General features: G+C 63.6%; 23 protein-coding genes. 8 read left to right on the top strand and 15 right to left on the bottom strand.

What is annotated here, in order from left to right:
* Nucleotides 1-112: 112 nt before the first annotated feature.
* Nucleotides 113-427, top strand: a complete 315-nt coding sequence (locus FYJ28_RS10510) for a hypothetical protein (RefSeq protein WP_055239571.1) — start codon at nucleotides 113-115, stop codon at nucleotides 425-427.
* A gap of 39 nt (nucleotides 428-466) precedes the next feature.
* On the opposite strand, the gene FYJ28_RS10505 is transcribed toward FYJ28_RS10510, so the two are convergent.
* From FYJ28_RS10505 to FYJ28_RS10470, 8 genes are all read right to left on the bottom strand, one after another.
* A complete protein-coding gene (locus tag FYJ28_RS10505; RefSeq protein WP_154579252.1) occupies nucleotides 467-937 on the bottom strand; it encodes a pilus assembly protein TadG-related protein in 471 nt (156 codons plus the stop codon).
* Nucleotides 934-1,389 (bottom strand): hypothetical protein, encoded by a 456-nt coding sequence (locus FYJ28_RS10500; RefSeq protein WP_229780409.1) that lies wholly within the window; start codon nucleotides 1,387-1,389, stop codon nucleotides 934-936. Before FYJ28_RS10500 ends, FYJ28_RS10505 begins: the two co-directional genes overlap by 4 nt.
* The gene (locus FYJ28_RS10495) at nucleotides 1,370-1,702 is read right to left on the bottom strand and encodes a TadE family protein (RefSeq protein WP_154579342.1); all 333 of its coding nucleotides are present in this window, start codon (nucleotides 1,700-1,702) and stop codon (nucleotides 1,370-1,372) included. The genes FYJ28_RS10500 and FYJ28_RS10495 overlap by 20 nt, the downstream gene beginning before the upstream one ends.
* A gap of 46 nt (nucleotides 1,703-1,748) precedes the next feature.
* Nucleotides 1,749-1,979 (bottom strand): hypothetical protein, encoded by a 231-nt coding sequence (locus FYJ28_RS10490; RefSeq protein WP_055239760.1) that lies wholly within the window; start codon nucleotides 1,977-1,979, stop codon nucleotides 1,749-1,751.
* Between the two features lie 56 nt (nucleotides 1,980-2,035).
* The gene (locus tag FYJ28_RS10485) at nucleotides 2,036-2,971 is read right to left on the bottom strand and encodes a type II secretion system F family protein (protein WP_326831655.1); all 936 of its coding nucleotides are present in this window, start codon (nucleotides 2,969-2,971) and stop codon (nucleotides 2,036-2,038) included.
* Nucleotides 2,968-3,822: a type II secretion system F family protein gene (locus FYJ28_RS10480; protein WP_154579251.1), complete on the bottom strand. Its 855-nt coding sequence runs from the start codon at nucleotides 3,820-3,822 to the stop codon at nucleotides 2,968-2,970. Before FYJ28_RS10480 ends, FYJ28_RS10485 begins: the two co-directional genes overlap by 4 nt.
* Entirely contained in the window at nucleotides 3,819-5,045 is a 1,227-nt protein-coding gene (locus FYJ28_RS10475) for a CpaF family protein (protein WP_055239567.1), read from the bottom strand. Before FYJ28_RS10475 ends, FYJ28_RS10480 begins: the two co-directional genes overlap by 4 nt.
* A 196-nt stretch (nucleotides 5,046-5,241) precedes the next feature.
* Nucleotides 5,242-6,855 carry a DUF2142 domain-containing protein gene (locus FYJ28_RS10470; RefSeq protein WP_154579250.1) on the bottom strand — a complete coding sequence of 538 codons (1,614 nt, stop codon included), beginning with the start codon at nucleotides 6,853-6,855 and terminating at the stop codon, nucleotides 5,242-5,244.
* 271 nt (nucleotides 6,856-7,126) lie between these two features.
* Between FYJ28_RS10470 and FYJ28_RS10465 the strand changes: the two genes are divergently transcribed.
* A complete protein-coding gene (locus FYJ28_RS10465) occupies nucleotides 7,127-7,438 on the top strand; it encodes a hypothetical protein (protein WP_154579249.1) in 312 nt (103 codons plus the stop codon).
* A 49-nt stretch (nucleotides 7,439-7,487) separates the two neighbouring features.
* The gene (locus FYJ28_RS10460; RefSeq protein WP_154579248.1) at nucleotides 7,488-9,914 is read left to right on the top strand and encodes a GH25 family lysozyme; all 2,427 of its coding nucleotides are present in this window, start codon (nucleotides 7,488-7,490) and stop codon (nucleotides 9,912-9,914) included.
* Here the strand turns inward: FYJ28_RS10460 and FYJ28_RS10455 are convergent.
* On the bottom strand, nucleotides 9,911-10,390 hold the full coding sequence (locus FYJ28_RS10455; RefSeq protein ID WP_154579247.1) for a GtrA family protein: 480 nt from the start codon (nucleotides 10,388-10,390) through the stop codon (nucleotides 9,911-9,913). The genes FYJ28_RS10460 and FYJ28_RS10455 overlap by 4 nt on opposite strands.
* A 203-nt stretch (nucleotides 10,391-10,593) precedes the next feature.
* On the opposite strand from FYJ28_RS10455, the gene FYJ28_RS10450 reads away from it, so the two are divergent.
* Entirely contained in the window at nucleotides 10,594-11,328 is a 735-nt protein-coding gene (locus FYJ28_RS10450) for a glycosyltransferase family 2 protein (protein ID WP_195840653.1), read from the top strand.
* Nucleotides 11,329-11,331: 3 nt separating this feature from the next.
* Entirely contained in the window at nucleotides 11,332-11,754 is a 423-nt protein-coding gene (locus FYJ28_RS10445) for a DUF2304 domain-containing protein (protein WP_154579246.1), read from the top strand.
* A gap of 51 nt (nucleotides 11,755-11,805) precedes the next feature.
* Here FYJ28_RS10445 and rfbA read toward each other — a convergent pair whose 3' ends face one another.
* On the bottom strand, nucleotides 11,806-12,678 hold the full coding sequence (gene rfbA / locus FYJ28_RS10440; protein WP_154579339.1) for a glucose-1-phosphate thymidylyltransferase RfbA: 873 nt from the start codon (nucleotides 12,676-12,678) through the stop codon (nucleotides 11,806-11,808).
* Nucleotides 12,679-12,734: 56 nt separating this feature from the next.
* On the opposite strand from rfbA, the gene rfbB reads away from it, so the two are divergent.
* Nucleotides 12,735-13,733 (top strand): dTDP-glucose 4,6-dehydratase, encoded by a 999-nt coding sequence (gene rfbB / locus FYJ28_RS10435; protein ID WP_154579245.1) that lies wholly within the window; start codon nucleotides 12,735-12,737, stop codon nucleotides 13,731-13,733.
* Nucleotides 13,734-13,738: 5 nt separating this feature from the next.
* Complete coding sequence (locus FYJ28_RS10430; RefSeq protein ID WP_154579244.1) at nucleotides 13,739-15,145, top strand: sugar nucleotide-binding protein; 1,407 nt, start codon at nucleotides 13,739-13,741, stop codon at nucleotides 15,143-15,145.
* Between the two features lie 7 nt (nucleotides 15,146-15,152).
* On the opposite strand, the gene FYJ28_RS10425 is transcribed toward FYJ28_RS10430, so the two are convergent.
* From FYJ28_RS10425 to FYJ28_RS10410, 4 genes are read right to left on the bottom strand one after another with little or no spacing between them, the layout of a single operon-like run.
* A complete protein-coding gene (locus tag FYJ28_RS10425; RefSeq protein ID WP_442778584.1) occupies nucleotides 15,153-17,234 on the bottom strand; it encodes a DUF7657 domain-containing protein in 2,082 nt (693 codons plus the stop codon).
* Entirely contained in the window at nucleotides 17,182-18,039 is an 858-nt protein-coding gene (locus tag FYJ28_RS10420) for a glycosyltransferase family 2 protein (RefSeq protein WP_154579242.1), read from the bottom strand. The genes FYJ28_RS10425 and FYJ28_RS10420 overlap by 53 nt, the downstream gene beginning before the upstream one ends.
* Nucleotides 18,036-18,596: a GtrA family protein gene (locus FYJ28_RS17360; protein ID WP_154579241.1), complete on the bottom strand. Its 561-nt coding sequence runs from the start codon at nucleotides 18,594-18,596 to the stop codon at nucleotides 18,036-18,038. The genes FYJ28_RS10420 and FYJ28_RS17360 overlap by 4 nt, the downstream gene beginning before the upstream one ends.
* Nucleotides 18,593-20,875, bottom strand: coding sequence for a hypothetical protein (locus FYJ28_RS10410; RefSeq protein WP_154579240.1), 2,283 nt, complete (start codon nucleotides 20,873-20,875; stop codon nucleotides 18,593-18,595). The genes FYJ28_RS17360 and FYJ28_RS10410 overlap by 4 nt, the downstream gene beginning before the upstream one ends.
* Before the next feature lie 197 nt (nucleotides 20,876-21,072).
* On the opposite strand from FYJ28_RS10410, the gene FYJ28_RS10405 reads away from it, so the two are divergent.
* Entirely contained in the window at nucleotides 21,073-22,077 is a 1,005-nt protein-coding gene (locus FYJ28_RS10405; protein ID WP_229780408.1) for a glycosyltransferase family 2 protein, read from the top strand.
* A 61-nt stretch (nucleotides 22,078-22,138) separates the two neighbouring features.
* Here the strand turns inward: FYJ28_RS10405 and FYJ28_RS10400 are convergent.
* Nucleotides 22,139-22,226 (bottom strand): IS3 family transposase (locus tag FYJ28_RS10400; protein ID WP_154578246.1); only part of this gene is annotated, 88 nt, incomplete at its 5' end.

Raw genomic sequence — 22,226 nt, 5'->3', positions numbered from 1 at the left:
AGACCCGGACCCAGGATTCAGACCGGCGGCACGCCGGGAAATGACAGTGGGCGTGCCGGTGCCCGGGAGTACATTAAGTGGTGTCAGAACCGGAAAGGAGCCCGTCATTTCAATGAACGCCACTTCCGCCTCCCGGCAGTCTCCCTCTGATGTCCGCCATCCCGAGCGTGGCCGAAGGTATGGCCGTGAGGAGCTCGAGGAACTGGCTGAGCAGGGCGATCCCTGGGCATTGGGCAAGCTTGACGACTGGGACCAGTTCGACGCCGCTGACTACATCGGGTCCGGCCGGGACCGCTGCCCCGACCCGGACTGCGACCTGTACGGCGAACGGGTGACGCTTTGCTATGCCGATGACGGCACCCTCCTGGAGATCGACCACGGGGATTGGAGCCACTACCCGTCCCGGACGCAGGCGAAGGCCTCCTAATCCGTCCGGCTGGGCCATATGCCCGGTGCATGGGTGCTGCTACCGCGTCAGCCGCGCCCGGGCATCACTCTCAGCGGTAATCGGGATGCCGCCGGGAACCAGAACGTTCACGATCGGCGGGTGGACGACGGCGACCAGGACCACCCTCGCTGTCCGGCCATCCGGCGTCCCGGTCTCGGGCGAGATCTGCAGTCCGTCAATGCGCTCACCCGCCCGGCTTTCCTGCAGGTAACGCTCCACTTCCGACATAACCCGGGAGGTTTCAAGCGCGGCCGCCGGCACGCCTGCACCGCTCCCCTGCACCTGTGCCAGTGAGAACGTGTCTGCCGCTGCGAGCGCGGCGCCGTCGGCTGCTGACAGAAGCTTCTTGTGCCCCAGATAGACCGACGATGCACCGGCCACCACAGTGATTACCAGCAGGGCGAGCAGCACGTACCCGATGATGAGCACCCCCACCTGACCCGAGTCACCGCCGCCGTGCACTACCTCGTGTGAGTCAGATGCACTCATCCGAACCTCTCAACGGTCTGCATGGACGTTGAATCCACCCGCACCGGTGCCAGGTTCATGCCCGGCATGGCCCCCACAACAGGGAGCGGTACGTCCAGTGCCACAGTGACCGTCACGGTTGAGCCGGGTGCGCTGCATTCCGGGCTGCAGGAAATCCGTAATTCAAGTCCATTCGGGTCGAAGCCAAAGTCAGACAGGGCAAGTTCGGCAGCGGCCCTTGCCTGCGACTCCGGTGCAGTTCCGGCAGGAGCCGCTGCGTAGATTTTCGCGGCATGGTCGGCTGCGCCGACCACAGCATAGGCTGCTCCCTGGACCTGGCCCACGGCAACTATGAGGTAAACCAGCGGTACCAGCAGGAGCACGCCGAGGAAGACGAATTCGACGGCGGCGCTGCCGTCCTCGCCACCGGATTTCGCCGCATGCTTCAGCCGGTCAGTCAGGCCAGTAAGCATGTCCGGTCACCTCTATTCCCCCTCGCGGACCAATCAGTCCTATCAGCGGAAGCGGTGCACGCACCCTCATCTGCAGCATGGGCGCACCGGGCTCTACCGTTCGGGAGTAGCTGATGTCCTGGGCGAACCCTTCGGACAGCGACCCCGAGATCAGCTGCCGTGTCCGCTCAAGTCCGTCCTGCGGACTTCGGTCGGCCAGGGTTCCATACCGCGCACCTGATGCCGCAGCATCAATGAGCGTATTGCGGACATGCAGAACCAGCGCGAGCTGCACGATCGCAACGACGATCACGGTCAGCAGGGCGCCAACCATGACGAAGTCAACGACCGCCGACCCGTCCTCGCCTTCGGAGCGGGCTTTACTGCCGGACCTGGTCAATGGCTGAATTGAAGAGATCGACGAGCGCAGTCCGCGCAACTACGAGAATGGCTGCCACGAGAACCGCCGACATCAGCGTGATCATGACCCATCCGGGCACGTCTCCGCGTTCCCTCTCGGAGGCACGCGGATGCAGGGCGGCCGTGAGCCTCACCAGGAGACTGGCTGCTACGAAGGCCGGCAGGTGACGAAGGGCAGTTAGCGACTTCATTGGGGTCCTCTCTTCGATGGTGAACGGAATCAGGGTTGCGGTCTTTGCAGGCATCCTCATAGGCCGATGCTGAGCAGGGAAAGTCCCGGGAAGATGGCGAAGAGGACGGTAAGCGGCAGGACGCCGAAGACCAGCGGCACCATCATGGCGATCTCCTTCTTTCCTGCCTCTTCCATGAGTTCACGCTTGGCCATGTCCCGGACATCCTGGGCCTGGGCCCGGAGAACGTCCGCCAGTGGCGTGCCACGCTCGATAGCGACCGAGACCCCGTCCACGAATCTGGACAATGGGGCCAGCTGGGTGCGCTTGGACAGATTGCGCAGGGCCGTCAGCAATGGTGCGCCGGAACGGGTTTCGGCCAACGCATGCCCGAACTCCCGGGCCAGTTCGCCTCGGGACGTACGCGCCACACGTTCCAGCGCACCGCCGGCGCTCTCCCCTGCCCCAACAGCCAACGCCATCATTTCTGCCATGCTGGGAAACTCTGTAAGCATCACTGCTTCCCGCCGGCGGACTTCCCTGGTCAGGAGATAGTCCCGAAGGAGGAAGCCGAGTAGCCCTGATGCGAGCGCCAGGAGCGCAACAGCCGGAACAGAAATGAGCGCGTTGGCTGCCAGCCAGACTGCAGCTGCCCCGCCTATAAGGAGGCCCGCTCCGGCAAACAGCAGCTGTCCAGAACGGAACTCCAGGACGGTCATGCGGTTGCCCGCGCGGTCCAGCCGTCGCTGCAGGGCCGAATTAGCGGGATTGATGCGGGCGAGCTTGTGTACCAGCTCCTGAAGTACGGGCCGGAAAACCCGCTGCAGCGGACCAAACGGCGTGGTGTCCGCGGGCTCGAGCAGCCGAGATCCATGCGTTACGGAGCGCAGCTGCGGCGCGATCCGGTCGGCAAAGGAAGCGGGCCGGAGGAAGGGAAGCCGGGTGACGGTCAGCCAAAGCCCCATGCCGAGGCCAGTTCCCACCAGCACGGCGGCCGGCCACAGCCCGCTCACCGCAGTACCCGCTTTTCCGCGGGCAGCGCACCAATGCGCAGCATCAAGCGGTAGCAGCCAACCGACATCACCATTCCCGTGGCTAGAACTGCAGCCCCGGCCGCGGAGTTGTATGCTTCAACGGCCTCCGGCGTAGTCGACATCAGCACCAGCACCAGCCAAGGTGCAGCTACAGCCAGCCGGGCCGCGTTAATTGTCCATGACTGCCGTGCCAGCAGTTCGCTGCGGGTCCGCGCGTTCTCGCGCAGGAATTCCCCCAGAGTGCCGAGCAGCCTCCCCAGATCGGATCCGCCCACCTGCCGGGTGAGGCGCAGGGATTCCACGATCCGGTCTCCGACTGGGTCTGCCAATCGCTCCTTCAGGTTGTCGAGCGCTTCTTCAAACGAGCCGCCGGAGCGGTAGTCTGCCCCGAATTCCCGAAATGGTGTACGAAGCTCCGCCGGCCCGTTCTCCCCGAGTTGAATGAGCGCCTCCGGCAGCGACAGTCCAGCGCGGATAGCCGAACGTAAGTGGTCCACAGCATCCGGCCAGAGCTCCATCAGGGAGGCGCTGCGTCTGTGGGCCTGCCAGCGGACTGCGCTCACCGGCACGGCGCTGGCAAAGACACCGAAACAAGCGGCGATGGGGAGGGAACCTGTCAGCACCCAGCTGGTCAGGAGGACAAGGACGCCCAGGAGGACGCTGCTGGCAACCAGGCCGGCGGGAGTCACGCGTCTAATGCCGGACGCGCTGAGCATCTCCGCGAGCCGGCCTGCACGCCGCAGCTTGGGCGGGCGTTCCGGAAGTGCCCAGCAGGACCACCAGACTAAGAACAGGCCAATTCCAAGAGTCAGTCCCGCAACGGTCGTCATGCTGCCGGCTCCAGCAGTTCGGCCAGGTTCATTCCGGCGCGGGCAAACTTGTCCGGAGATGGAAGCGCAGACGGGGAAGCTTCCAAACGGCCATCGACACGCTGAAAGACGAGCGTGGATTCTATAACCCCGTTTTCCACCCTTCGCCCCAAAGCCAGGATTTCAGTGACTTCCCGTCGCCCGGCAGGAGTCCGGACACAATGGACCACCAGGTCTATGCAGGAGGCCACGGTGGGAACAACGAAGGAACTGGAAATGTTGGCCCCCGCTAACAGAGGCAGCGTAGAGATCTTCGTGACGGCGTCGTGCGCGCTGTTGGCGTGAACCGTGCACATGCCGGGAAGCCCGGAATTCAATGCAATCAACATGTCCAGGCTCTCGGCTTCCCGAACCTCACCCACAATCAGCCTGTCAGGCCGCATCCGCAGGGCTTCCTTGACCAGGCGCCGCAGCGGAATTTCGCCGGTTCCTTCCAGGTTGGCCTGCCTGCACTGCAGCCCCACGACGTCGCGCAGGGGAAGCTGCAGTTCGAAGATCTCCTCCACCGTGACGACGCGTTCCCGGGCGCCGATGGATGCGGCAAGGCAATTCAGAAGCGTCGTTTTACCGGCCTGGGTTGCCCCGGAGACAAGGATGTTCAATCCGCCTGACACCGCCGCGGAAAGAAAGCGTGCAGCCTGGGGGGTCAGTGTTCCCAGCTCGACGAGATGTTCCAGGCGGCTGGCCCGGACTATGAATTTGCGGATATTGACGGCCCAGTGCTTCCGGGTCACATCAGGGATGACAACGTGAAGCCGTGAACCGTCCGGCAGGGCCGCATCGACGAACGGTGACGAGAGGTCCAGGCGTCTGCCGGAGGATTTCAGCATGCGTTCCACCAGGTCCCGCACCTGCTCCGATGTCAGGTTCAGGGGTGTGAGTTCGGATCTTCCGTCTCTGGCCGCATAAACCTCACCTGGGGAGTTGATCCAGATCTCCTCGACCGTCGGATCATCAAGCAGGGGCTGCAGGGCTCCGAATCCGGCGACGGCGTCGAAAACCTGCTTCCTGGCTCTATCAAGCTGTCCCAGTGCGGGCAGGGTGCCGAGCAGTGACCGCTGGTCGTAGTCCTGGACGGCCGCCTCCACCAGCCGCCGCACTTCTCCGGCTTGGCGGGCGGGGTCCAGCCCGCGTACGCGGATGAGCTCCCTGACCTCATCCTCGACAATACGCACAGCGTCCATTGGGCTCCCCCGGTTTATCCTCCCCGGCCTTCGGCTGAGGTGGCAACGAGACTATTTCTGCAGGCCAGTGCGGCCATGCGGGGGAGAATAGGAGATTTATCCGTCTCTGACGAGAGTGCCCGGTACTTTTGTGGAAAACCGTCCGCCCGGACGCAGGCGTATAGCCGGCTGGAAGTTACCCGGGGACGTCGCTGTCTCAGGTGAGGGCGGGTTCCTGTCCAGGACCGTGGCGGGCAGTATTCCCGGGCTCTGTGCTGCGGGGCGTATCTGCGGCAGCTGCTGCGATCACGTACCGGTATATGAGAAGCCCGGCAGCGGAAATCACTGCAGCATAGATAAGGGCCAGCACCAGCCAGGACAACGGCGGCTGCCATTCCGGCGCAAACAGGAAACGGCCCCAGTTGGGCTCACCGATAACGCCTACTGCATACCTGCGCAGGACAACCACGAAGCTGACTACGTGGGCGAGCGCTGTGACAACGGTCAGCAGCCGCAGGATGCTCCTGCTCCTGGGGGTGACACGCAGAGCCAGGGACTGGCTGACGGTTCCGCAGCAGAGCAGGATCACCACGACCAGCGCCAAAACGTATCGGCCCTGCCAGATCCAGCCGAGTTCGTTGATGACCTGCGCCTGCATAATCGGGGGAAGCGCCACCAGCGCCGCCACCAGAAGCCACACTGAGGCCCGGCTGCCCTTCGCCCTAGCGGTCACCCCCAGCACAAGCAGAAGAGCCATGAGCGAATACCAGAGAATGTAGACGGCCATAGGGAGGTCAGTGTCCAGCCATCCCATCCGCCCCACGTAACCGGTCGCGTAGTCCAGCGTGCTTTCGAACATAACGATGGCTGCGTCGGATTTGCTGAGTTCCACTCCCGTGCCGGTCAGGCTTTCGAAGCTGTTGGCGACGGCGAACCAGGCGAGGCTTAGGCCGCAGCCCACTCCCACCAGGCCAGCCATCGCCAGGCCAAGGCCGTCTTTGAACACCTTCAGCAGGGGTCGCCACCCGTAAATGCACAGCGCTGCGGCTGCGGCCAGCGCCATCCACAGCAGTGAAAGCGGCCGGGTATTCGCCAGGACAAAACCGGAAACACCCACAAAGACCATGTTGGCCCGGACGGGCTTCAGCGTGCTGCTGCCCAGAACCACGCACAGGTTGAGGAAGAAAGCGGCCGCGGCTCCGATTTCCAGGGCGTTGGGGTTAATTGACCCCGTGAGGTACAGCACCATCGGGGTAGTCGAAACGACTGCCGCTGCGAAGGGCCACAGCGGGCGCTTGAACTTCGCCGCCGCCGCGAATGTCATCGCAAAGAACACTGAGCAGAACAGGGCGCTGGCGATTCGCATCCCATAAAGCGCCGGTGCCCCGCTGAGGAACAGCGAAGGCAGTCCCGTGACGAAATAGTAGACCGGGTTGTAATTGCCGGCCGTGGTTTCGGCGGAGACCATCCCGGTTCCCTCGCCCACGCCGGGGGCACATGCCGCCGGGATCTGCCTCTGGTGCTTGTAGCAGGTCTGGTCATGAGTTGCGGCGATGTACTCAGGCACAGTGACCGTCATCGCCGAGCCCTGGGCGCCATCGGTCTCCCCGAGGAGTTCACCGCGGGCGACGGCGGCTGCCTTGACAGTGTGCGCGGGTTCATCCGGCACGGACATCAGCGGAGATGCCAGGGACCACAGGACGGTCAGCGCGAAAACGGCAAGGAAGCTGACCACCAGCACACGTCCGGCGTTCATTGCCCGGGACTTCGCCGGACGCGTGAACCGCCGTTCCTGCGGGCCGTCTTCTTCAGTTTGTTCCAAAACCGTCATCAACTAATTCCTGGTCGCCGGGCGTGAAAGCATCGGGTCCAGTCTACGTTGATGCCTGCAGCGCCCGCGCCGGCACCGCCTGCCGGCAACCAGGGAATTCAAGGCCACGGACGGTCATGGAAGCGCCGGGAACCGGGGTCCCCGCAGCACTCTGTTGCTTCCTCCCTCTCCCGAGTAGGTTTCGCAGCCCAAATCACCCTTCACCAGTCTCATAAACCACATCAGCCCCGGTATTGTTCAGGCTGACACATATCTGCTCTCTGGAGACCCCGTGAAACAACGCAACGCCGCGCCCGTGCTGGCAGGCTTCCTCACCCTCGCCCTCGCCGTTGCCACCGCACCGGCCTACGCCACGACGCAAAGTGAAGCACCGGCGGTCCAGGAGACCCCTGCCCCCAGTCCCAACACCGCCCCCCTCCTGCCGGCTGGTGACGGGCCGGAAGCGGAGTTCCCCGGGCCTGCGGAGCTTCCGGCAGTTGAGACAGAACTGGCTGAACCACGCGCAGACCCAACAGCGGCAGAAACGGAAACCACCGCGGAGCCGGAAATAAGCGGCAGATCTGAGGAATCCCCCCGCAGCTGAACAAAGCGACGTCGACGTCGCGGAACTCATTGGACTGCTGGGTGCCCGGATGGGCCAGGGCCTGGAACGGCTGGAAGCTACCAACGACCCGCAGACCCCTGCTCCCGGCGAAACCGCAGAGCGCCTGGCGGCAGAACGGTCATTGGTCAGCGCCGGATTGGCAGCCCCCCTGCGCTCCGGCACCCCGGCGGAGACGGGAGCCGCAGAGGCACAGGCCGCGCAGAAAGCGGCTGCCCCGCTGGCCACCTGGAAGCCCGCCGGGATCCAGGGCATGGACGTCAGCAGCCACCAGACTGCCGTGAACTGGAGCCGTGCCTGGAACCAGGGCGCACGTTTTGCCTACGTCAAAGCTACTGAGCACACCACTTACAAAAACCCCCGCTATTCGAGCCAGTACAACGGTGCAAGCTCTGTGGGCATGTACCGGGGCGCCTACCACTTCGCCATTCCCACCCGTGATTCCTCCGGCGCCGCGCAGGCCAACTTCTTTGTCAACAACGGCGGCGGCTGGTCGGCTGACGGCAGGACCCTCCCTCCCCTGCTGGATATCGAGTACAACCCCTATCCCGACCTGGGGAACACCTGCTACGACTTCACCCCGGCCCAGATGGTGTCCTGGATCCGGGACTTCTCCAACACGGTCAGGGCACGCACCGGGCGGCTGCCGATGATCTACACAACGGCGGACTGGTGGAACCGGTGCACCGGCAACAGCACCGCCTTTGCCAACCATCCACTGCACATTGCCCGTTACAGCACATCCGGTCCGGGCGCGATGCCGGCCGGCTGGAAGACGTACAACGTCTGGCAGTACAGCAGCACCGGCCCCTTTGAAGGCGACTCAAACGTTTGGCGCGGTTCCGCTGACGACCTCGCCCGGTTCGCCATGAACGGGGCCTCACCGGACTGGACACGGAAGGTACTCAGTCCCGGCGACTTCAACGGTGACGGCCGCCCCGACCTGCTCACCCGCAGGGCTGACGGCACCCTGTGGTTCCATGCCGGAACCGGCAGCGGTGGTTTCTCCTCCCCCCGCCAGATCGGCAGCGGCTGGCAGGTATTCAACGCTCTGGTGACTGCCGGTGACTACAACGGGGACGGACGGGCCGATATCGTGGCCCGGCATGTGGACGGCGACCTCTACTTCTATGCCGGAACCGGCACTGTCTCAGCCGCCAGCGAAGGCTACCGGCCGGCCGTGGTCATTGGACGCGGCGGCTGGGGCGAGTTCCGCCACCTGGTCGGCATCGGCGACAGCAACGGCGACGGCCGCCCCGACATCCTGGCCGTGCGGCCGAACGGCTCGGCCGTCGTCTACCGCAGCACAGGCACCGGGGCACACGGCCCGGCTGTCCCCGCGTCCGGAGACTGGTGGCGTTTCGCCGATTTCAGCGGAACGGGCGACTTCAACGGTGATGGGAGGGTCGACGTCGTCGCCCGGACCGGTGACGGCCGACTCTGGTTCCTGCAGGGCTCCGGAGGCGGATCCTTCGCCCCGGGCCATGTGATCGGTACCGGCTGGAGCATTTACGGCAGCGTCCTGGGAGGCAGCGACTTCAACGGCGACGGACGTACCGATCTGCTGGGCCTCGGCTCGGATTCACGGGTCTGGTTCTACCAGGGAACCGGCTCCGTCTCGGAAGGCTACGACGCCGGTGCCCGGCGGGGAACGGTGGCCTGGGCACAGCAGAAACTGGTGACCGCTACTCCCGATTTCAATTCCGACGGCATTGCGGACCTGCTCACGGTGGCCTCCGACGGGGTGCTCTGGTTCCAGCCCGGCAAGGCCAACGGCACATACGGGACCAGGATCAGGATCGGTTCCGGCTGGCAGATTTACTCCGAGCTCACAGCGGTCGGTGACTTCAACGGCGACCGCCGCAACGACCTGATTGCCCGGAAGCCGGACGGTACCCTGTGGTTCTATGCCGGGACCGGACGCGTCTCTGCGACGAGTGAAGGGTACGCGAAAGTGGTCCGCATCGGCACCGGATGGAACGACTACACCCAGGTGCTCGGGGCCGGCGACCTCACCGGTGACGGCAGGCCGGATCTTCTCGCCCGGGACCGAGCGGGAAACCTGTGGCGCTACAACGGAACTGGCGCGGTGCGTGGAAGCAACGAAGGCTACACCAAGCGGGCTCTGATTGGCCGAGGAGGGTGGGACGGGTTCACGGCTCTGGCCGCGCCTGGAGATTACGACGGCGACGGGCGAAATGATGTACTGGGCTGGGCCCCTGACGGGCGTCTGTCCCTGTGGCGCGGAGCCGGAAACGGCCTGCTGGGCATTCATGAAACCGTGGGAACCGGCTGGGGCAGCTTCACACGCCTTTTCCCGGCGCCATCAGCAGCGAACGGACGGAATATGCTCGGGGCCGTTGACCGCACCGGTAACTATTACACGTATCCGCTCACCGGTATGCAGCAGGAAGGCTACCGGCAGGGAGTCCGAAGGGACGTCCTGCCCCAGGGCTAGGCTTCGCGGGCGGGAGAAGGTGCTGGCTCTTCGAGGCCAGCACCTTCCCTTGCTGCAAAGACCCAGTACTTGTAGGCGAAGAAGTTCCACACGGTCATCGCGGCAGTTGAGACCACCTTGCCAATGACATAGCTGCTTCCAACAGCTTCAAAGCCCGAGACGATCAGGCTGGCAGCGACCGTGTTCACGGCCACAAGAAGGATGTACTTGATGAAGCTGGTGCCGCGCGTCGGTGTCCCGGCAAAGGTGAAGAACCGCTGCAGGAGGTAGTTAGCGAAAAGGCTGACGAGGAAGGCAATCGGGGTAGCGAGCCAAAGAACCACGCCGAAAACCTCGTACAGGAGCACCAGCATGCCGAAGTCGATGGCGAAAGAGAGTACTCCCACCAGCAGGTACTTGCCGGCCGGGCCAAAAAGCAGGCCGCGGAGGCGGGCCAGCCGGGCAGCGGAACCCTTCGGATTGTCTTCGCGCAGCATGTGCGGTGCTCCTCTGGTTCCTTGTGCTCATTTCGCCGCTGTCGGGCAGGCAGAGCGCATGCTCTCCACCCACCGGCGCCGGATGACGGGCCTTCGGGGTTCGGCTACGATGTTAGCACTGGACCGTCCGGCCTTGTCCGGCACTTCTTCGGATGCAGGCTGCAGAACCAGACTAAGACCAGATAAGGAACTCGAACCCCGCTATGCCCATGCAGGACCCAAATCGCCTCCTCGTCATCATGCCCGCATGGAATGAAGGCGAGACTGTGGGAAACACGGTCCGTGAGGTCCTCGCACAGGGGAAGGACTACGACGTCCTTGTCGTCGACGACGGTTCCTCCGACTCCACCGGCGCCCTCGCCGAAGAGGCAGGTGCCACAGTCCTGCGGCTGCCGTTCAACCTCGGAGTCGGCGGTGCGATGCGGGCAGGGTTCAAGTACGCCCGGCGGAAAGGTTACCGGCAGGTCATCCAGGTCGACGCTGACGGCCAGCATGATCCCCGTGACATTGACCGGGTGGTTCAGGGCCTGAAGAGAGCAGACATCGCCATTGGCGCCCGCTTTGCCGAAGCAGGCAACTACAAGGTTTCCGGCCCCAGGAAGTGGGCCATGTCCTTCCTGGCGGCAGTAGTCTCCCGGCTGGCAGGCGAAAAGCTCACAGACGTTACCTCCGGCTTCCGCGCCGCCAACGTCCGCGCGCTGGACCAGTACATCGACCATTATCCGGCCGAATACCTCGGAGACACCATCGATTCCCTGGTTGTTGCCGTCCGGTCCGGGTGCACCGTAACCCAGATCCCCGTGCAGATGCGGGTGCGGCAGGGCGGCGTGCCCAGCCATAACCCGGCCAAATCCACCATCTATCTTCTGCGCTCCGTCTTCGCCCTTGGCCTCGCGATGACACGCCGCAAGTCCCAGGTCAATTCAGGTAAGGCATAAACCATGGCTGTCGCAGCTGCATTCATATTCTCCCTGCTCATGGTCGTGATCGTCCTGGTCATGCTGCGCCGCAGGAAACTCCGTGAAAAGTACGCCGTGCTCTGGCTGCTGGTCGGCGGCGGAGCGCTGATCCTTGCGGGTTGGCCTCAGCTGCTGGCCCTTGTCTCGGGCTGGCTCGGAGTGGAAGTTCCTGCGAACCTGCTCTTCGCAATGAGCATCGTCCTGCTGATGGGAGTTTCCCTGCACCTGTCATGGGAGCTCTCCATGGTAGAGGACGAGAGCCGGGTTCTGGCCGAAGAGGTAGCTGTCCTGGAAACGGCCGTGCGGCAGCTCCGGACGCAGGTGGATGCCCTCGGTGCCGGTACGTCCCTGCCTGCTGCCGCCTCTGATCCGCAGAGCGACGGACGTGAAGAGTTCCTGCCTTAGGCAGATACGAAAAAGGGGGCGCCCTCGGGCGCCCCCTTTTTTTGTGCTTTGTTACTTTCCCCGGTTCTCCAGCAGTCCCAGCAGGTAGGTGCCGTACCCGCTCTTGATAAGGGGCTCGGCGATTGTGCGCAGTTCGTCGTCAGACAGGTTACCCAGCCGCCAGGAGATTTCCTCGGGACAGCCGATTGAGAGGCCCTGGCGCTTCTGGACGGTGCGGATGAATTCGGAGGCTTCGTTGAGTGAATCGAATGTTCCGGTGTCCAGCCAGGCGGTGCCCCGCGGCAGGATCTCCACCTGGAGTTTCCCCTTCTCGAGGTAGACCCGGTTGACGTCCGTGATCTCCAGCTCGCCACGTGGTGAGGGCTCAAGGTTCCGTGCGATCTCCACGACGTCGTTGTCGTAGAAGTACAGGCCCGGCACCGCGTAGTGGCTCTTTGGCTGAGCCGGTTTTTCCTCCAGGGAAATAGCCTTGCCCTCGTCGTCGAACTCAACCACACCGTAGGCACTGGGATCAGCAACCCAGTACCCGAACACGGCACCGCCGTCGATCTGCGAGAAGCGGCGCAGCTGTGTTCCCATGCCGGCGCCGTAGAAAATGTTGTCCCCCAGCACCAGTGCCACGGGCCCGTTTCCGATGTGTTCAGCACCCAGGATGAAGGCCTGCGCCAGACCATCGGGAGAGGGCTGCTGCTTGTAGGTGATGCTGACGCCGAACCGGGAGCCGTCACCGAGCAGGCGCTGGAACTGGTCCGCGTCGTGAGGGGTGGTGATGATCAGGATGTCCTTGATTCCCGCGAGAATCAGCGTTGAGAGCGGGTAGTAGATCATCGGCTTGTCATAGACCGGGACCAGCTGCTTGCTGACGCCAAGGGTGATGGGGTGCAGCCGCGAACCGGTACCGCCGGCCAGAATAATTCCACGCATGGTGCTCATCTTCGCCGGTCTGATCTGGCACGGCAAATCCGGTAACGTACATATACATGCGCAGATTCCTTGTCACCGGCGGCGCCGGCTTTATTGGCTCCAATTTCGTGCACTACGCACTGGCCCATACCGATGCGTCGATCACGGTGCTGGATAAGCTCACCTACGCCGGGAACAAGGCCTCCCTCGAAGGCCTGTCCGCGGACCGGTTTGAGCTCATCCAGGGCGATATCTGCGATGCCGGACTGGTGGACCGTCTGGTGGCGGACGCCGACGTCGTCGTCCACTACGCGGCAGAGTCCCACAACGACAACTCGCTCCATGATCCGCGCCCGTTCCTGGACACCAACATCATTGGCACCTATACCCTGATTGAGGCTGCCCGGAAGCACGGCACCCGCTTCCACCACATCTCCACCGACGAGGTCTACGGGGACCTGGAACTCGACGACCCGCAGCGGTTCACCGAGGCCACCCCGTACAACCCGTCCAGCCCGTACTCCTCCACGAAGGCCGGATCGGACCTGCTGGTGCGCGCCTGGGTCCGTTCCTTCGGGCTCCAGGCCACTATCAGCAACTGTTCCAACAACTACGGGCCCTACCAGCACGTGGAGAAGTTCATCCCCCGCCAGATCACCAACGTGATCGACGGCGTGCGGCCCAAGCTCTACGGTGCCGGGGAAAACGTGCGGGACTGGATCCACGCCAACGACCACTCCTCCGCCGTCCTGCGGATCATCGAGCGGGGCGAGATCGGGCAAACCTACCTGATCGGCGCCGACGGGGAAAAGAACAACAAGGAAGTCATCGAACTGATCCTCAGCCACATGGGCCAGCCCGCCGATGCCTACGACCAGGTCATTGACCGGCCCGGGCACGACCTGCGTTACGCCATCGATTCCACCCGGCTCCGGACCGAGCTCGGCTGGGAACCGCAGTTCTCAAACTTCGAGCAGGGTATCGAGGACACCATCGCCTGGTACCGGGAGAACGAAGCCTGGTGGCGGCCGCAGAAGGCCGAGACCGAAGCCAAATACAAGGTCCAGGGCCAGTAACGGCAATGGCTGAATTCTCCAAGGCGCTCACCGCCTACGAAACCCCCATTCCCGGCGTCGTGCTCTATGACCTTCCCGTCCACGGCGACAACCGCGGCTGGTTCAAGGAAAACTGGCAGCGAGAGAAGATGCTGGAACTGGGCCTGCCGGACTTCGGCCCGGTCCAGAACAACATTTCCTTCAACGAAAAAGCCGGAACAACCCGCGGCATCCACGCCGAGCCATGGGACAAATACATTTCAGTAGCCACCGGGAAAATCTTCGGTGCGTGGGTGGACCTGCGCGAAGGTCCCAGTTTCGGAGCAGTCTTTACCGCTGAGCTGGATCCGAGCCAGGCCATCTTCATTCCGCGTGGAGTGGGCAACGCCTTCCAGACCCTGGAAGACAACACCGCCTACACCTACCTGGTGAACGACCACTGGAGTGCCGGCGCGCAGGACCAGTACACGTTCCTGAACCTCGCCGACGAGACGGTTGCCATTCCCTGGCCCATCCCCCTGGAACAGGCCGAACTCTCCGCGAAAGACAAGGCACACCCCCGCCTGGCGGACGTTGCACCCATGGCGCCGAAGAAGACACTGGTCATCGGCGCAGACGGACAGCTGGGCAAAGCCCTGCGGGCTGAGTACGACGGCGATCCGTCAGTCGAGTTCGCTGGCCGCAGCGGGTTCGACCTCGGCAACCCGAACTCCTGGAACCGGAACTGGAAGAACTACCGGACCATTATCAACGCCGCCGCCTACACAGCCGTGGACGCAGCCGAGACCTCCGAGGGACGGCGGTCCGCCTGGAACGTCAATGCCGCCGCCGTTGCCCGGCTGGCCCGCATCGCCGCACAGAACCGGATCACGCTGGTACATATCTCCAGCGACTACGTCTTCGACGGAGCCGAAACCGTCCACACGGAGGATGAGCCGTTCTCCCCGCTCGGCGTCTACGGTCAGTCCAAGGCTGCCGGAGACACTGCTGTCTCCGCCGTCCCGCAGCACTACATCCTGCGGACCAGCTGGGTGATCGGTGACGGCGGCAACTTTGTCCGCACCATGGCATCCCTTGCCAGCCGTGGCGTGAAGCCCAGCGTGGTAAACGACCAGATCGGCCGTCTGACCTTCACCCAGGACATCGCAGCAGCAATCCGCCACCTGACAGAGTCCGCAGCTCCCTACGGAACCTACAACATCACCAACGACGGTGATCCAGTCTCCTGGGCGGACATCGCCGCAGAGGTCTTCACCCTCACCGGGGCTGACCCGCTGGCCGTGACCGGGGTGAGCACCGAGGAATACTTCGCCTCGAAACCGGAGGCTGCACCCCGCCCGCTAAACAGTGTGCTGGACCTGCAGAAGATCAAGGCAGCGGGCTTCACGCCGCGGACGGCCGGCGAAGCGCTGCGCGCGTACCTGTTGGGCTAGCAGCGGATCACTCCCGCAGGACCTTATACACGTAAATCTGTTTCCCTGCCCACTGCAGTACGCCGTCCGGCTGGAGGCACTCCCCCGTTAGCTCCGTCGACGAGGCGATGTGCCCCAGTTCCGGCATGGCTCCGGCCAGGGTGCAGGGATCAGCGCGCACAAACGTCACGTCCAGGTTGTTGGTTGTTACCACCGTCTCTTCGCCCGGTGTCCAGGCGAAGGAGATGTAACCCCCTCCCCGGTTCCATGCTTCTTCGGCCTGCCGGTCGGGGTCCAGCCGCTCCCACATTTCCATGCGGGGCCCCGACCGCTGCAGTCCGGACAGCAGCGGAACCCCATTGGCCAGCGACGCCGTGTCAAAGGCGCCAGAGTTCGATGCCCAGTAGGTGCCGTCGGCCCTGGCTTCCTTTCCATACTCATACAGAGCTTTTGCGGTGTCCGACTGACGCAGATCGCCAAGCCCAAAAAGCACTGGGTTTGACCGGTAAACCGGTGCGGCGGCTATTACTAGAGCCAGCGCAACGGGCCACGACCTGTTTGGATAGCGGGTTACCAGCAGCACCGATAGTGCGACGCCGGCTCCCGCGGCGAGGATGCCCGCCATGCTGAGGTCCGGCAGGTACTCCGCCTGCACCCGAAGGCCGGCCAGTACCGTCACCGCCGTGCAGGCAACCGCTGCGAGAATGGCCGGACCCCATTTGCCCCGTCTTATTGCCGACAAGAATAAACAGAGCACAATAACGCCCAGAATGCCCACGACCTGAGCTGCCCGGACAGGCGGAACAAGGTTGAGCAGGGGTATCCGCGCGCCGAAGCCACCCCAGTCCGCCAGCGTCCACGCCAGCCATATCAGTGAGAAGGCCAGGACTGTCCAGCCGGCGATACACCGGCGGATTCCGGGGACAAGGCCCGTAAGTGCCAGGACCGCTATCCAGATGAAGGCCACCGTAAACGAGCTGGAGACTTCGCTGGCATTGGCTTGGACCGGCTCTGCGCCGTTCTGCAGGGGTGAAAGCAGTGGTGCGCCGAACAGCAGAGCAAACGGCTGCGCTTCTCCCGTGGACCGTCTTGCCCCCGGATAGACGGTACCGAAAAGCGCGTTTAGCCCTTCGGCGTTTTCCAGAAGCAGCCCTGCTCCAAAGATCACAGCGGTTACGCCGGTCAGGAGGACTGGCCGAATGCGGCTCCACCATGACCCGGCACGGCTCAGAATCCACAGGGTTGAGGCAGCAAGGACCGGGAGCCCCAGCACCAGCGACCACGGCGTATAAAACGACGGCATACCCGCAATGAGAATTCCGCCGGCCACCCCGGCCAGCAGCCCTGTGGGCCTTCGCCCTGCAGACAAGCGATGATACGCAGTGATCATCAGGCTTGACCCGGTAAGGGTATAGGCGATCAGCGCGACCGGCATCAGAGACCACCAGGCAACGGCGGGTGCCAGGACTGTCAGGCCCGCAGCGAGCCAGCCCATCCTCCGTGTCCCGCCCACCTGTTCAAACCACTTGGGCATAAACAGCAGGAGGAGCAGGGTAGGAAGCCACCAGTGGGCGGCAAAAACGCTGGCGTCCGGGAGGAACCCGGCCAGTTTGAGCAGCGCGGAGTCAAAAAAGACCACTGATTCGAAGAACCCGCCGGACGTGAATCGGTGTACAAGGTCTGCCCGCGCACCCATGGCGCTCAGGGAGGGAGCGGCTCCTGTGGCCATGACGGAGAGTGCTATCAGGGAAAACGCGTTGTACTCGTCCGAACGGATAACCCGTGGATCTCCAAACTGCGTCCCCAGCGGATTCTCCGGATCTTGCCGAAGATGCCCCATTCCGATCGATGACGTTGTTATTCCGAGTACAACAACCACCGCGTAGGCGAGCAGGACGGCTGCTTTAAGGGCGTTGTCCTTCGTGCGCAGCCACTCCAGGGCCGCATCCGGCAGGGAGCGCTCGCCACCCGCCTGCGTCGCTGGTCGTGTCCGCTGGCTGATGACGTGCTCCTGTAAATGGTGCCGATGTCTGTGGCTGTGGGATGGTGCGGAGGTCTTACGTCGTGCTCTCGACTGCGTGCTCGCGGCCCATGCGGCGGCGAAGTGCAATGTACACCAGGCGGCGGGCGTAGGCGTTGGCCAGTGCCAGCGTGTTCCCCCTGGCTACATCAAATTTCGACAGCGTTCCGGGCTGGCCGGTAAGGATAGCACGGTGCAGCCCGGCAGCCTGCTCCGCCTGCGACCGGGCAAGGCGGACGCTCCATTGGCTGGCGCTGATCCGGAAACTGGCCAGCGTCTGCGGCAGTGCAACCAGATCCCCCGAATGAAGGACCCGCACATACGCGGTCTCGTCGATCATGTAGGGGTAGGAATCGTCCCACCAGCCTTCAGCCAGCACAGCCCGCTTGAGCAGAACGGCGGCCGGTTCGCCGAAGATGTTGGTGCCGCTGCGCACCGTGGCACGCACGGCATCAGCACCGGAAACCCGTCCATTCAAGTTCCCCAGGCCGCGGCCGGCAATGACGACCTTCCCTTCGGCATCCACGATATCCCGCTTGCTGGCCACCATAACGGCGCCGGGGTTTGCCTCCACAGCAGCCATCTGTGCTTCGAGGGCGTTGGGTGCAAGCAGGTCATCACCGCAGACCAGCTTGATCCATTCGCCTTCCGCATGCTGGCTCACCCGGTTCCAGTTCGCTTTCGCGCCTCCGCCGTGCGGGGTGGGGCTGAGGACCCGAATCCTCGGCTCCTGGGCGAACGAATCGATGATCTCAGCGGTCTTGTCCACTGAGCTGTGGTCGGCAATCACAACTTCGTAGTCCTGATACGTCTGGGCGAACACCGATTCAAGGGTTGCCCGAAGGTACGCGGCATTGTTGTAGGCCGGGATCACGATTGACACGCGGGGACTCATGAGTCGTCCTCTTTCTTGCCCGCGGCCGGATCTGCTGCCGGGCCCGGGACTTCTGCTGGTTTTCGTCGGAAGGAAAAGTATTTGTGGCCGAAGTAGTTAATGAACACTGTCAGGCAGGTGATGATGATCTGCGCGGGGATCCGGGGAGCTCCCAGGAGATCCGAGGCAACGAAGAGCAGCACCATGTTCACCAGCAGCGCTGTCAGGTTGACCAGCGCGAAGCGGGCGAGGTCACGGAGCACGTGTCCCGTAACTCTGAAGACAAGCCGCCGGTAGACAAAGAACACTGCGATGAGGGAGATCAGCCACGCGCTGCCCAGAACCACGAAGGAAGGGACGTAGCGTCCGTACAGCAGGTCCAGGGCGATAAACAGCAGCGTGCTGAAGACTGTATTGGCGCCGCCAACGATCAGGAAGGCAACCTTCTCAGTCTTGAGCAGGCGAAGCAGCGGTCCGGGCGGCCCAGTGAAGAGTCCGTGCGGATCTTCGGGGAAAGGAGTGTTTTCCTCGGGATCGGCGTCCCGCGCCTTGTCCGCTGGTACCTCCGGCTGGCTCACAGCTCACCTGACTCTGCATGCGCCGAACGCCGGGTGGTTTTTTTCGCCGGTTTCCGGAGCCGCGCAACCAGATGCGCCAGCGACCACAGGACACCAAGTCCGATCGCGGTGTAGATCAGCGTCACCAGGACCGGCCAGGCCGGCGGTTCGAAGGTCACGTGGATCTCCTGGCCTTCACTGTCCGCGGGAACATCGACAGTCAGCAGATAACCGCGCAGCGGATCGGCCAGGTTCCCGCCTTCCACTTCATAACCTGGCCACGCGAGCCTGCTCAGGACCACTTCACCGCCGTCGGCCGGAACCTGGTCCACCCGCAGCACGAGCTCCTGGCTGCTGTCCGAAATGGTGGTGACCGAGGTGCCAGGGCTGCTCCAGCTGGCTTCACCGTTGCTTTCCAGCGGCTCATCACGGACCCAGGTGACTGCGTCGTCCGTCCGTTCCACCTCGGACCAGCCGTCCGGGACCATGCGTGCTGCCAGTTGTGTCCCGTCAGTGTCCTCAGGATCCCGCAGTATCTGGACGGTATCGATGGAGAGTAGGTCAACCAGCAGTTCTCCGGTCTCCTCATCCGGGGTAAAGAGGCTGTCCGCTGCATTCTGGCAGGTCCACCCGTGGCTGGACATGCACAGGTCCTCTGAGTAGGCCCTGAACATGATGGGGCTGTACAGGTTGTGCGTCGGCGTGTCGTTGAGGTACCAGGCATTGGATGCCAGAGTCTCGTTCCAGATATCGGGGCCTAAACGGTCAGGTTGTCCCACAATAAAGGCCATGCCTTCAGCCTCAGCCAGTGGTTCCTGGAATTCCTCTGGTGACTCCGGGTAATGGAAGTCGGGAAGCGGCGTTGCCGGGAAATAATGCTTCTGTCCGACGGCGGTTACCAGGGACACTGCGATCATGCCTGCGGCCGCGGCGCGAACGCCCCACGTTTTCACCAGTTTGTGCGGCGCATAGAGGACAACCAGCACGGCGATGAGCCCTGCGGCGGCTACCCCGCCCAGGACAAAATGGATCCGGTCAATAGTGGGGTTCTGGCTCCAGGCCAGGTACATGCCGGCGCCGTAGAGTACGGCGACAGCGGCGACGCGTCCCCTGGTCAGTTCCCGGACCCGCGCACGCGAAACCAGGACGGCAAAGAGGACCAGCAGGGCAAGGGAGAAGTACGGGACCAAGCGGATCGGGAACCGCAGCGGGCCCAGATCGCTGGGGGCGAGGGTCAGCATCAGGGAAATGGCGCCGAAGACGATCAGCCCTGCCAGCTGCTGCCACTTTCCTCGCATGCGGTCCAAGCTGACAAGGCCAATCAGCGGCAGGAACCATGCGATGTAAAGCACCGGCACCGGGGAGTAGGCGCCCCACCAGCCCGAAACCTGGGGCAGGGCGCTTGCAACGGATGAGCTGGCCAGCCCGGTCAGGTCGGTGCCCAGGAAACCGCTGTTCCCGATCTCCGAAGCACGGGCGGTGACCTCGGCCGTGAGGACACCGGGGAGATAGACAGTAAGGGCGACAAGTCCCAGGACCACTCCGGTGAGGCAGAGCGGGATGATACGTTCGGCCTGGCGCCGTACCAGCAGCTCAATCAGCAGCGCCAGGAAGACCACCACGAGCATGATGGTTCCGTGGACGTAGCCCACGGTGATGAGCAGGTAGGAAGCAATAAGTGCCGGCGCGGGATTGCCCCTGCGCACAACGATTCGGCGCAGTCCCCACCAGGCCCATGGCAGCAGCGCAAAAACCATGAGACCGGTTACCCATGACGATCCGTCGAAGTATGTAGTGAAACCGGTGAGCGGAACCGCAGTCCCGGCCACGGCCGCCCATGGTGCCGCGGCTCCGTAGCTGCGGGCCAGCAGGAAGGTTCCCAGTGCCAGCAAGACCATCAGCGAGATCTTCAGCAGCGTGGCGAAGACAACTCCGTCTGCCACCACAGTAGCGAGCAGTCCGATCAGCATGACCATGGGATTCCACAGACCCCACTGCCCCTCGGCAGCATAGTTGCCCGCTGCCCACGCTTCATCGTTGAACAGCCACCAGTCACCGCGGCGCAGACTCTGGCCGATTTCGATCCAGATGCCGTAGGCGCCTGCCTGGGTGTCGTCGTAGAAATAGAAACGCGGCGTGCGTATCAGCGGGATGAGGGCCCCGATAACGGTCGCAGCCACAGTGATCAGGCCCCAGAGCAGGACCTTGCCTCCCCGTTCACCTGCGGAGGCTTCCAGCTCGGGGGCACCCGAGGCACCATTAAGCGGAAGCGTCTCCCGCTCGCGGCTGACTGTCGTCATTCGTGTTGGTCCGTTCTTCGCATTAAGGCTTCAGCGTCTAAAGCCAGCGTGGATGGCCCCGCGGGGCCCACGCAATTCTAGCCCATCGCCGCGCCGCCGCCTGAGTGAGGATCTGCCGGACAGGCCTCGGCAGCACGTCCCCTCCAGCTTGGATTGGTATGCTCACTACGTGCCCATTGCGTCCGAGGAGTCCTGAGTTGAGCCCTACCCTGCTTTCCGTCGTCGTACCCATGTACAACGAGGAGGCGGTCCTCCATCAGCTGGTCGCCCGCTTGCGTCCAGTGCTAGATGGCATGGATGTCCCATACGAGGTGGTGGCAGTCGATGACGGAAGCTCCGACAGCACTGCGGGCATGGTTCAGCAGATCCGTACTGAGTGGCCGCAGCTCCGTCTGCTAAGGCTGATGCGCAACAGCGGCCACCAAGCTGCCATCACGGCTGGAATGACCGCGGCCGTGGGCGATTACGTTGTGACAATCGACGCCGATCTGCAGGATCCTCCCGAGACTATCGCCGAGATGCTGAAGACGGCACAGGCAGAAAACGTCGACGTCGTTTACGGCGTCCGCAGCGACCGCTCCACTGATTCCGTATTCAAGCGGCAGACTGCGGCCCTCTACTACTGGCTCATGCGCCGGGTGGCCGGCCCGCATGTTCCCTCGAACGCGGGTGACTTCAGGCTTATGAGCCGCCGGGTTCTTGACGCGGTTAACCGTCTTCCGGAAGAGGGCAGGGTCTACCGCCTGATCATTCCGTGGTTCGGTTTCCCCAGCGCCAACGTCTACTACGAACGGGACAAGCGCGCTGCCGGAGAATCGAAGTACCCTCTCGGCAAAATGATCCTGCTCACCACCGAAAGCATCGTCACCTTCTCCGGCGGTCCGTTGCGGTTCGCCACCTGGCTCGGCGTATTGAGCGCCATCGCCTGCGTGTTCGTCGGCGTCTTTGTGGTGGTCGGCGTCATCACCGGCCAGACCGTCCCGGGCTGGGCCTCGACGGTTCTCGTCGTCGGAGGAATCGGTGCGATCCAGCTGTTCTGTCTGGGCATCCTGGGCGAATACATCGGTCGCATTTTCACGGGTACCCTGCGCCGGCCGCTCTACCTCGTGGGGTATGACAGCCTCACCCACGGTGACAACGCACCCGGCGCCGGCCAGAATACCGCTCCAGGCCAGACGGCCGGCAACCGCGACAACCAGTAGTAAAGCCGGCCACGCTCCAGCGTGAACTGCTCCCCGAAAGTTGGACTGGCCAAATAAGATCCTAGGCCGCGAGGGCCTGAGCACGGTATTGCACCGGGCTCAGGCCCTCGAGCTTTGTCGAGATGCGTTCATTGTTGTACCAGCCGATG

Source organism: Arthrobacter sp. BL-252-APC-1A, from assembly GCF_009696625.1.
In the GTDB taxonomy this organism is placed as follows: Bacteria; Actinomycetota; Actinomycetes; order Actinomycetales; family Micrococcaceae; genus Arthrobacter_B.
The sequence above is the reverse complement of the archived record's forward strand: the minus strand, read 5'-3'. Positions and strand labels throughout refer to the sequence as shown.

Bases quoted from the DNA above. Each gene is read 5' to 3' on its own strand.
- FYJ28_RS10445 (WP_154579246.1), top strand. From the start codon at position 11,332: ATGGCTGTCGCAGCTGCATTCATATTCTCCCTGCTCATGGTCGTGATC.
- FYJ28_RS10480 (WP_154579251.1), bottom strand. From the start codon at position 3,822: ATGACGACCGTTGCGGGACTGACTCTTGGAATTGGCCTGTTCTTAGTC.
- FYJ28_RS10455 (WP_154579247.1), bottom strand. From the start codon at position 10,390: ATGCTGCGCGAAGACAATCCGAAGGGTTCCGCTGCCCGGCTGGCCCGC.
- FYJ28_RS10430 (WP_154579244.1), top strand. From the start codon at position 13,739: ATGGCTGAATTCTCCAAGGCGCTCACCGCCTACGAAACCCCCATTCCC.
- rfbB (WP_154579245.1), top strand. From the start codon at position 12,735: ATGCGCAGATTCCTTGTCACCGGCGGCGCCGGCTTTATTGGCTCCAAT.
- FYJ28_RS10450 (WP_195840653.1), top strand. From the start codon at position 10,594: ATGCCCATGCAGGACCCAAATCGCCTCCTCGTCATCATGCCCGCATGG.
- FYJ28_RS10500 (WP_229780409.1), bottom strand. From the start codon at position 1,389: ATGCTTACTGGCCTGACTGACCGGCTGAAGCATGCGGCGAAATCCGGT.
- FYJ28_RS10505 (WP_154579252.1), bottom strand. From the start codon at position 937: ATGAGTGCATCTGACTCACACGAGGTAGTGCACGGCGGCGGTGACTCG.
- FYJ28_RS10490 (WP_055239760.1), bottom strand. From the start codon at position 1,979: ATGAAGTCGCTAACTGCCCTTCGTCACCTGCCGGCCTTCGTAGCAGCC.
- FYJ28_RS10495 (WP_154579342.1), bottom strand. From the start codon at position 1,702: ATGGTTGGCGCCCTGCTGACCGTGATCGTCGTTGCGATCGTGCAGCTC.
- FYJ28_RS10510 (WP_055239571.1), top strand. From the start codon at position 113: ATGAACGCCACTTCCGCCTCCCGGCAGTCTCCCTCTGATGTCCGCCAT.
- FYJ28_RS10470 (WP_154579250.1), bottom strand. From the start codon at position 6,855: ATGACGGTTTTGGAACAAACTGAAGAAGACGGCCCGCAGGAACGGCGG.
- rfbA (WP_154579339.1), bottom strand. From the start codon at position 12,678: ATGCGTGGAATTATTCTGGCCGGCGGTACCGGTTCGCGGCTGCACCCC.
- FYJ28_RS10420 (WP_154579242.1), bottom strand. From the start codon at position 18,039: ATGAGTCCCCGCGTGTCAATCGTGATCCCGGCCTACAACAATGCCGCG.
- FYJ28_RS10410 (WP_154579240.1), bottom strand. From the start codon at position 20,875: ATGACGACAGTCAGCCGCGAGCGGGAGACGCTTCCGCTTAATGGTGCC.
- FYJ28_RS10460 (WP_154579248.1), top strand. From the start codon at position 7,488: ATGGGCCAGGGCCTGGAACGGCTGGAAGCTACCAACGACCCGCAGACC.
- FYJ28_RS10475 (WP_055239567.1), bottom strand. From the start codon at position 5,045: ATGGACGCTGTGCGTATTGTCGAGGATGAGGTCAGGGAGCTCATCCGC.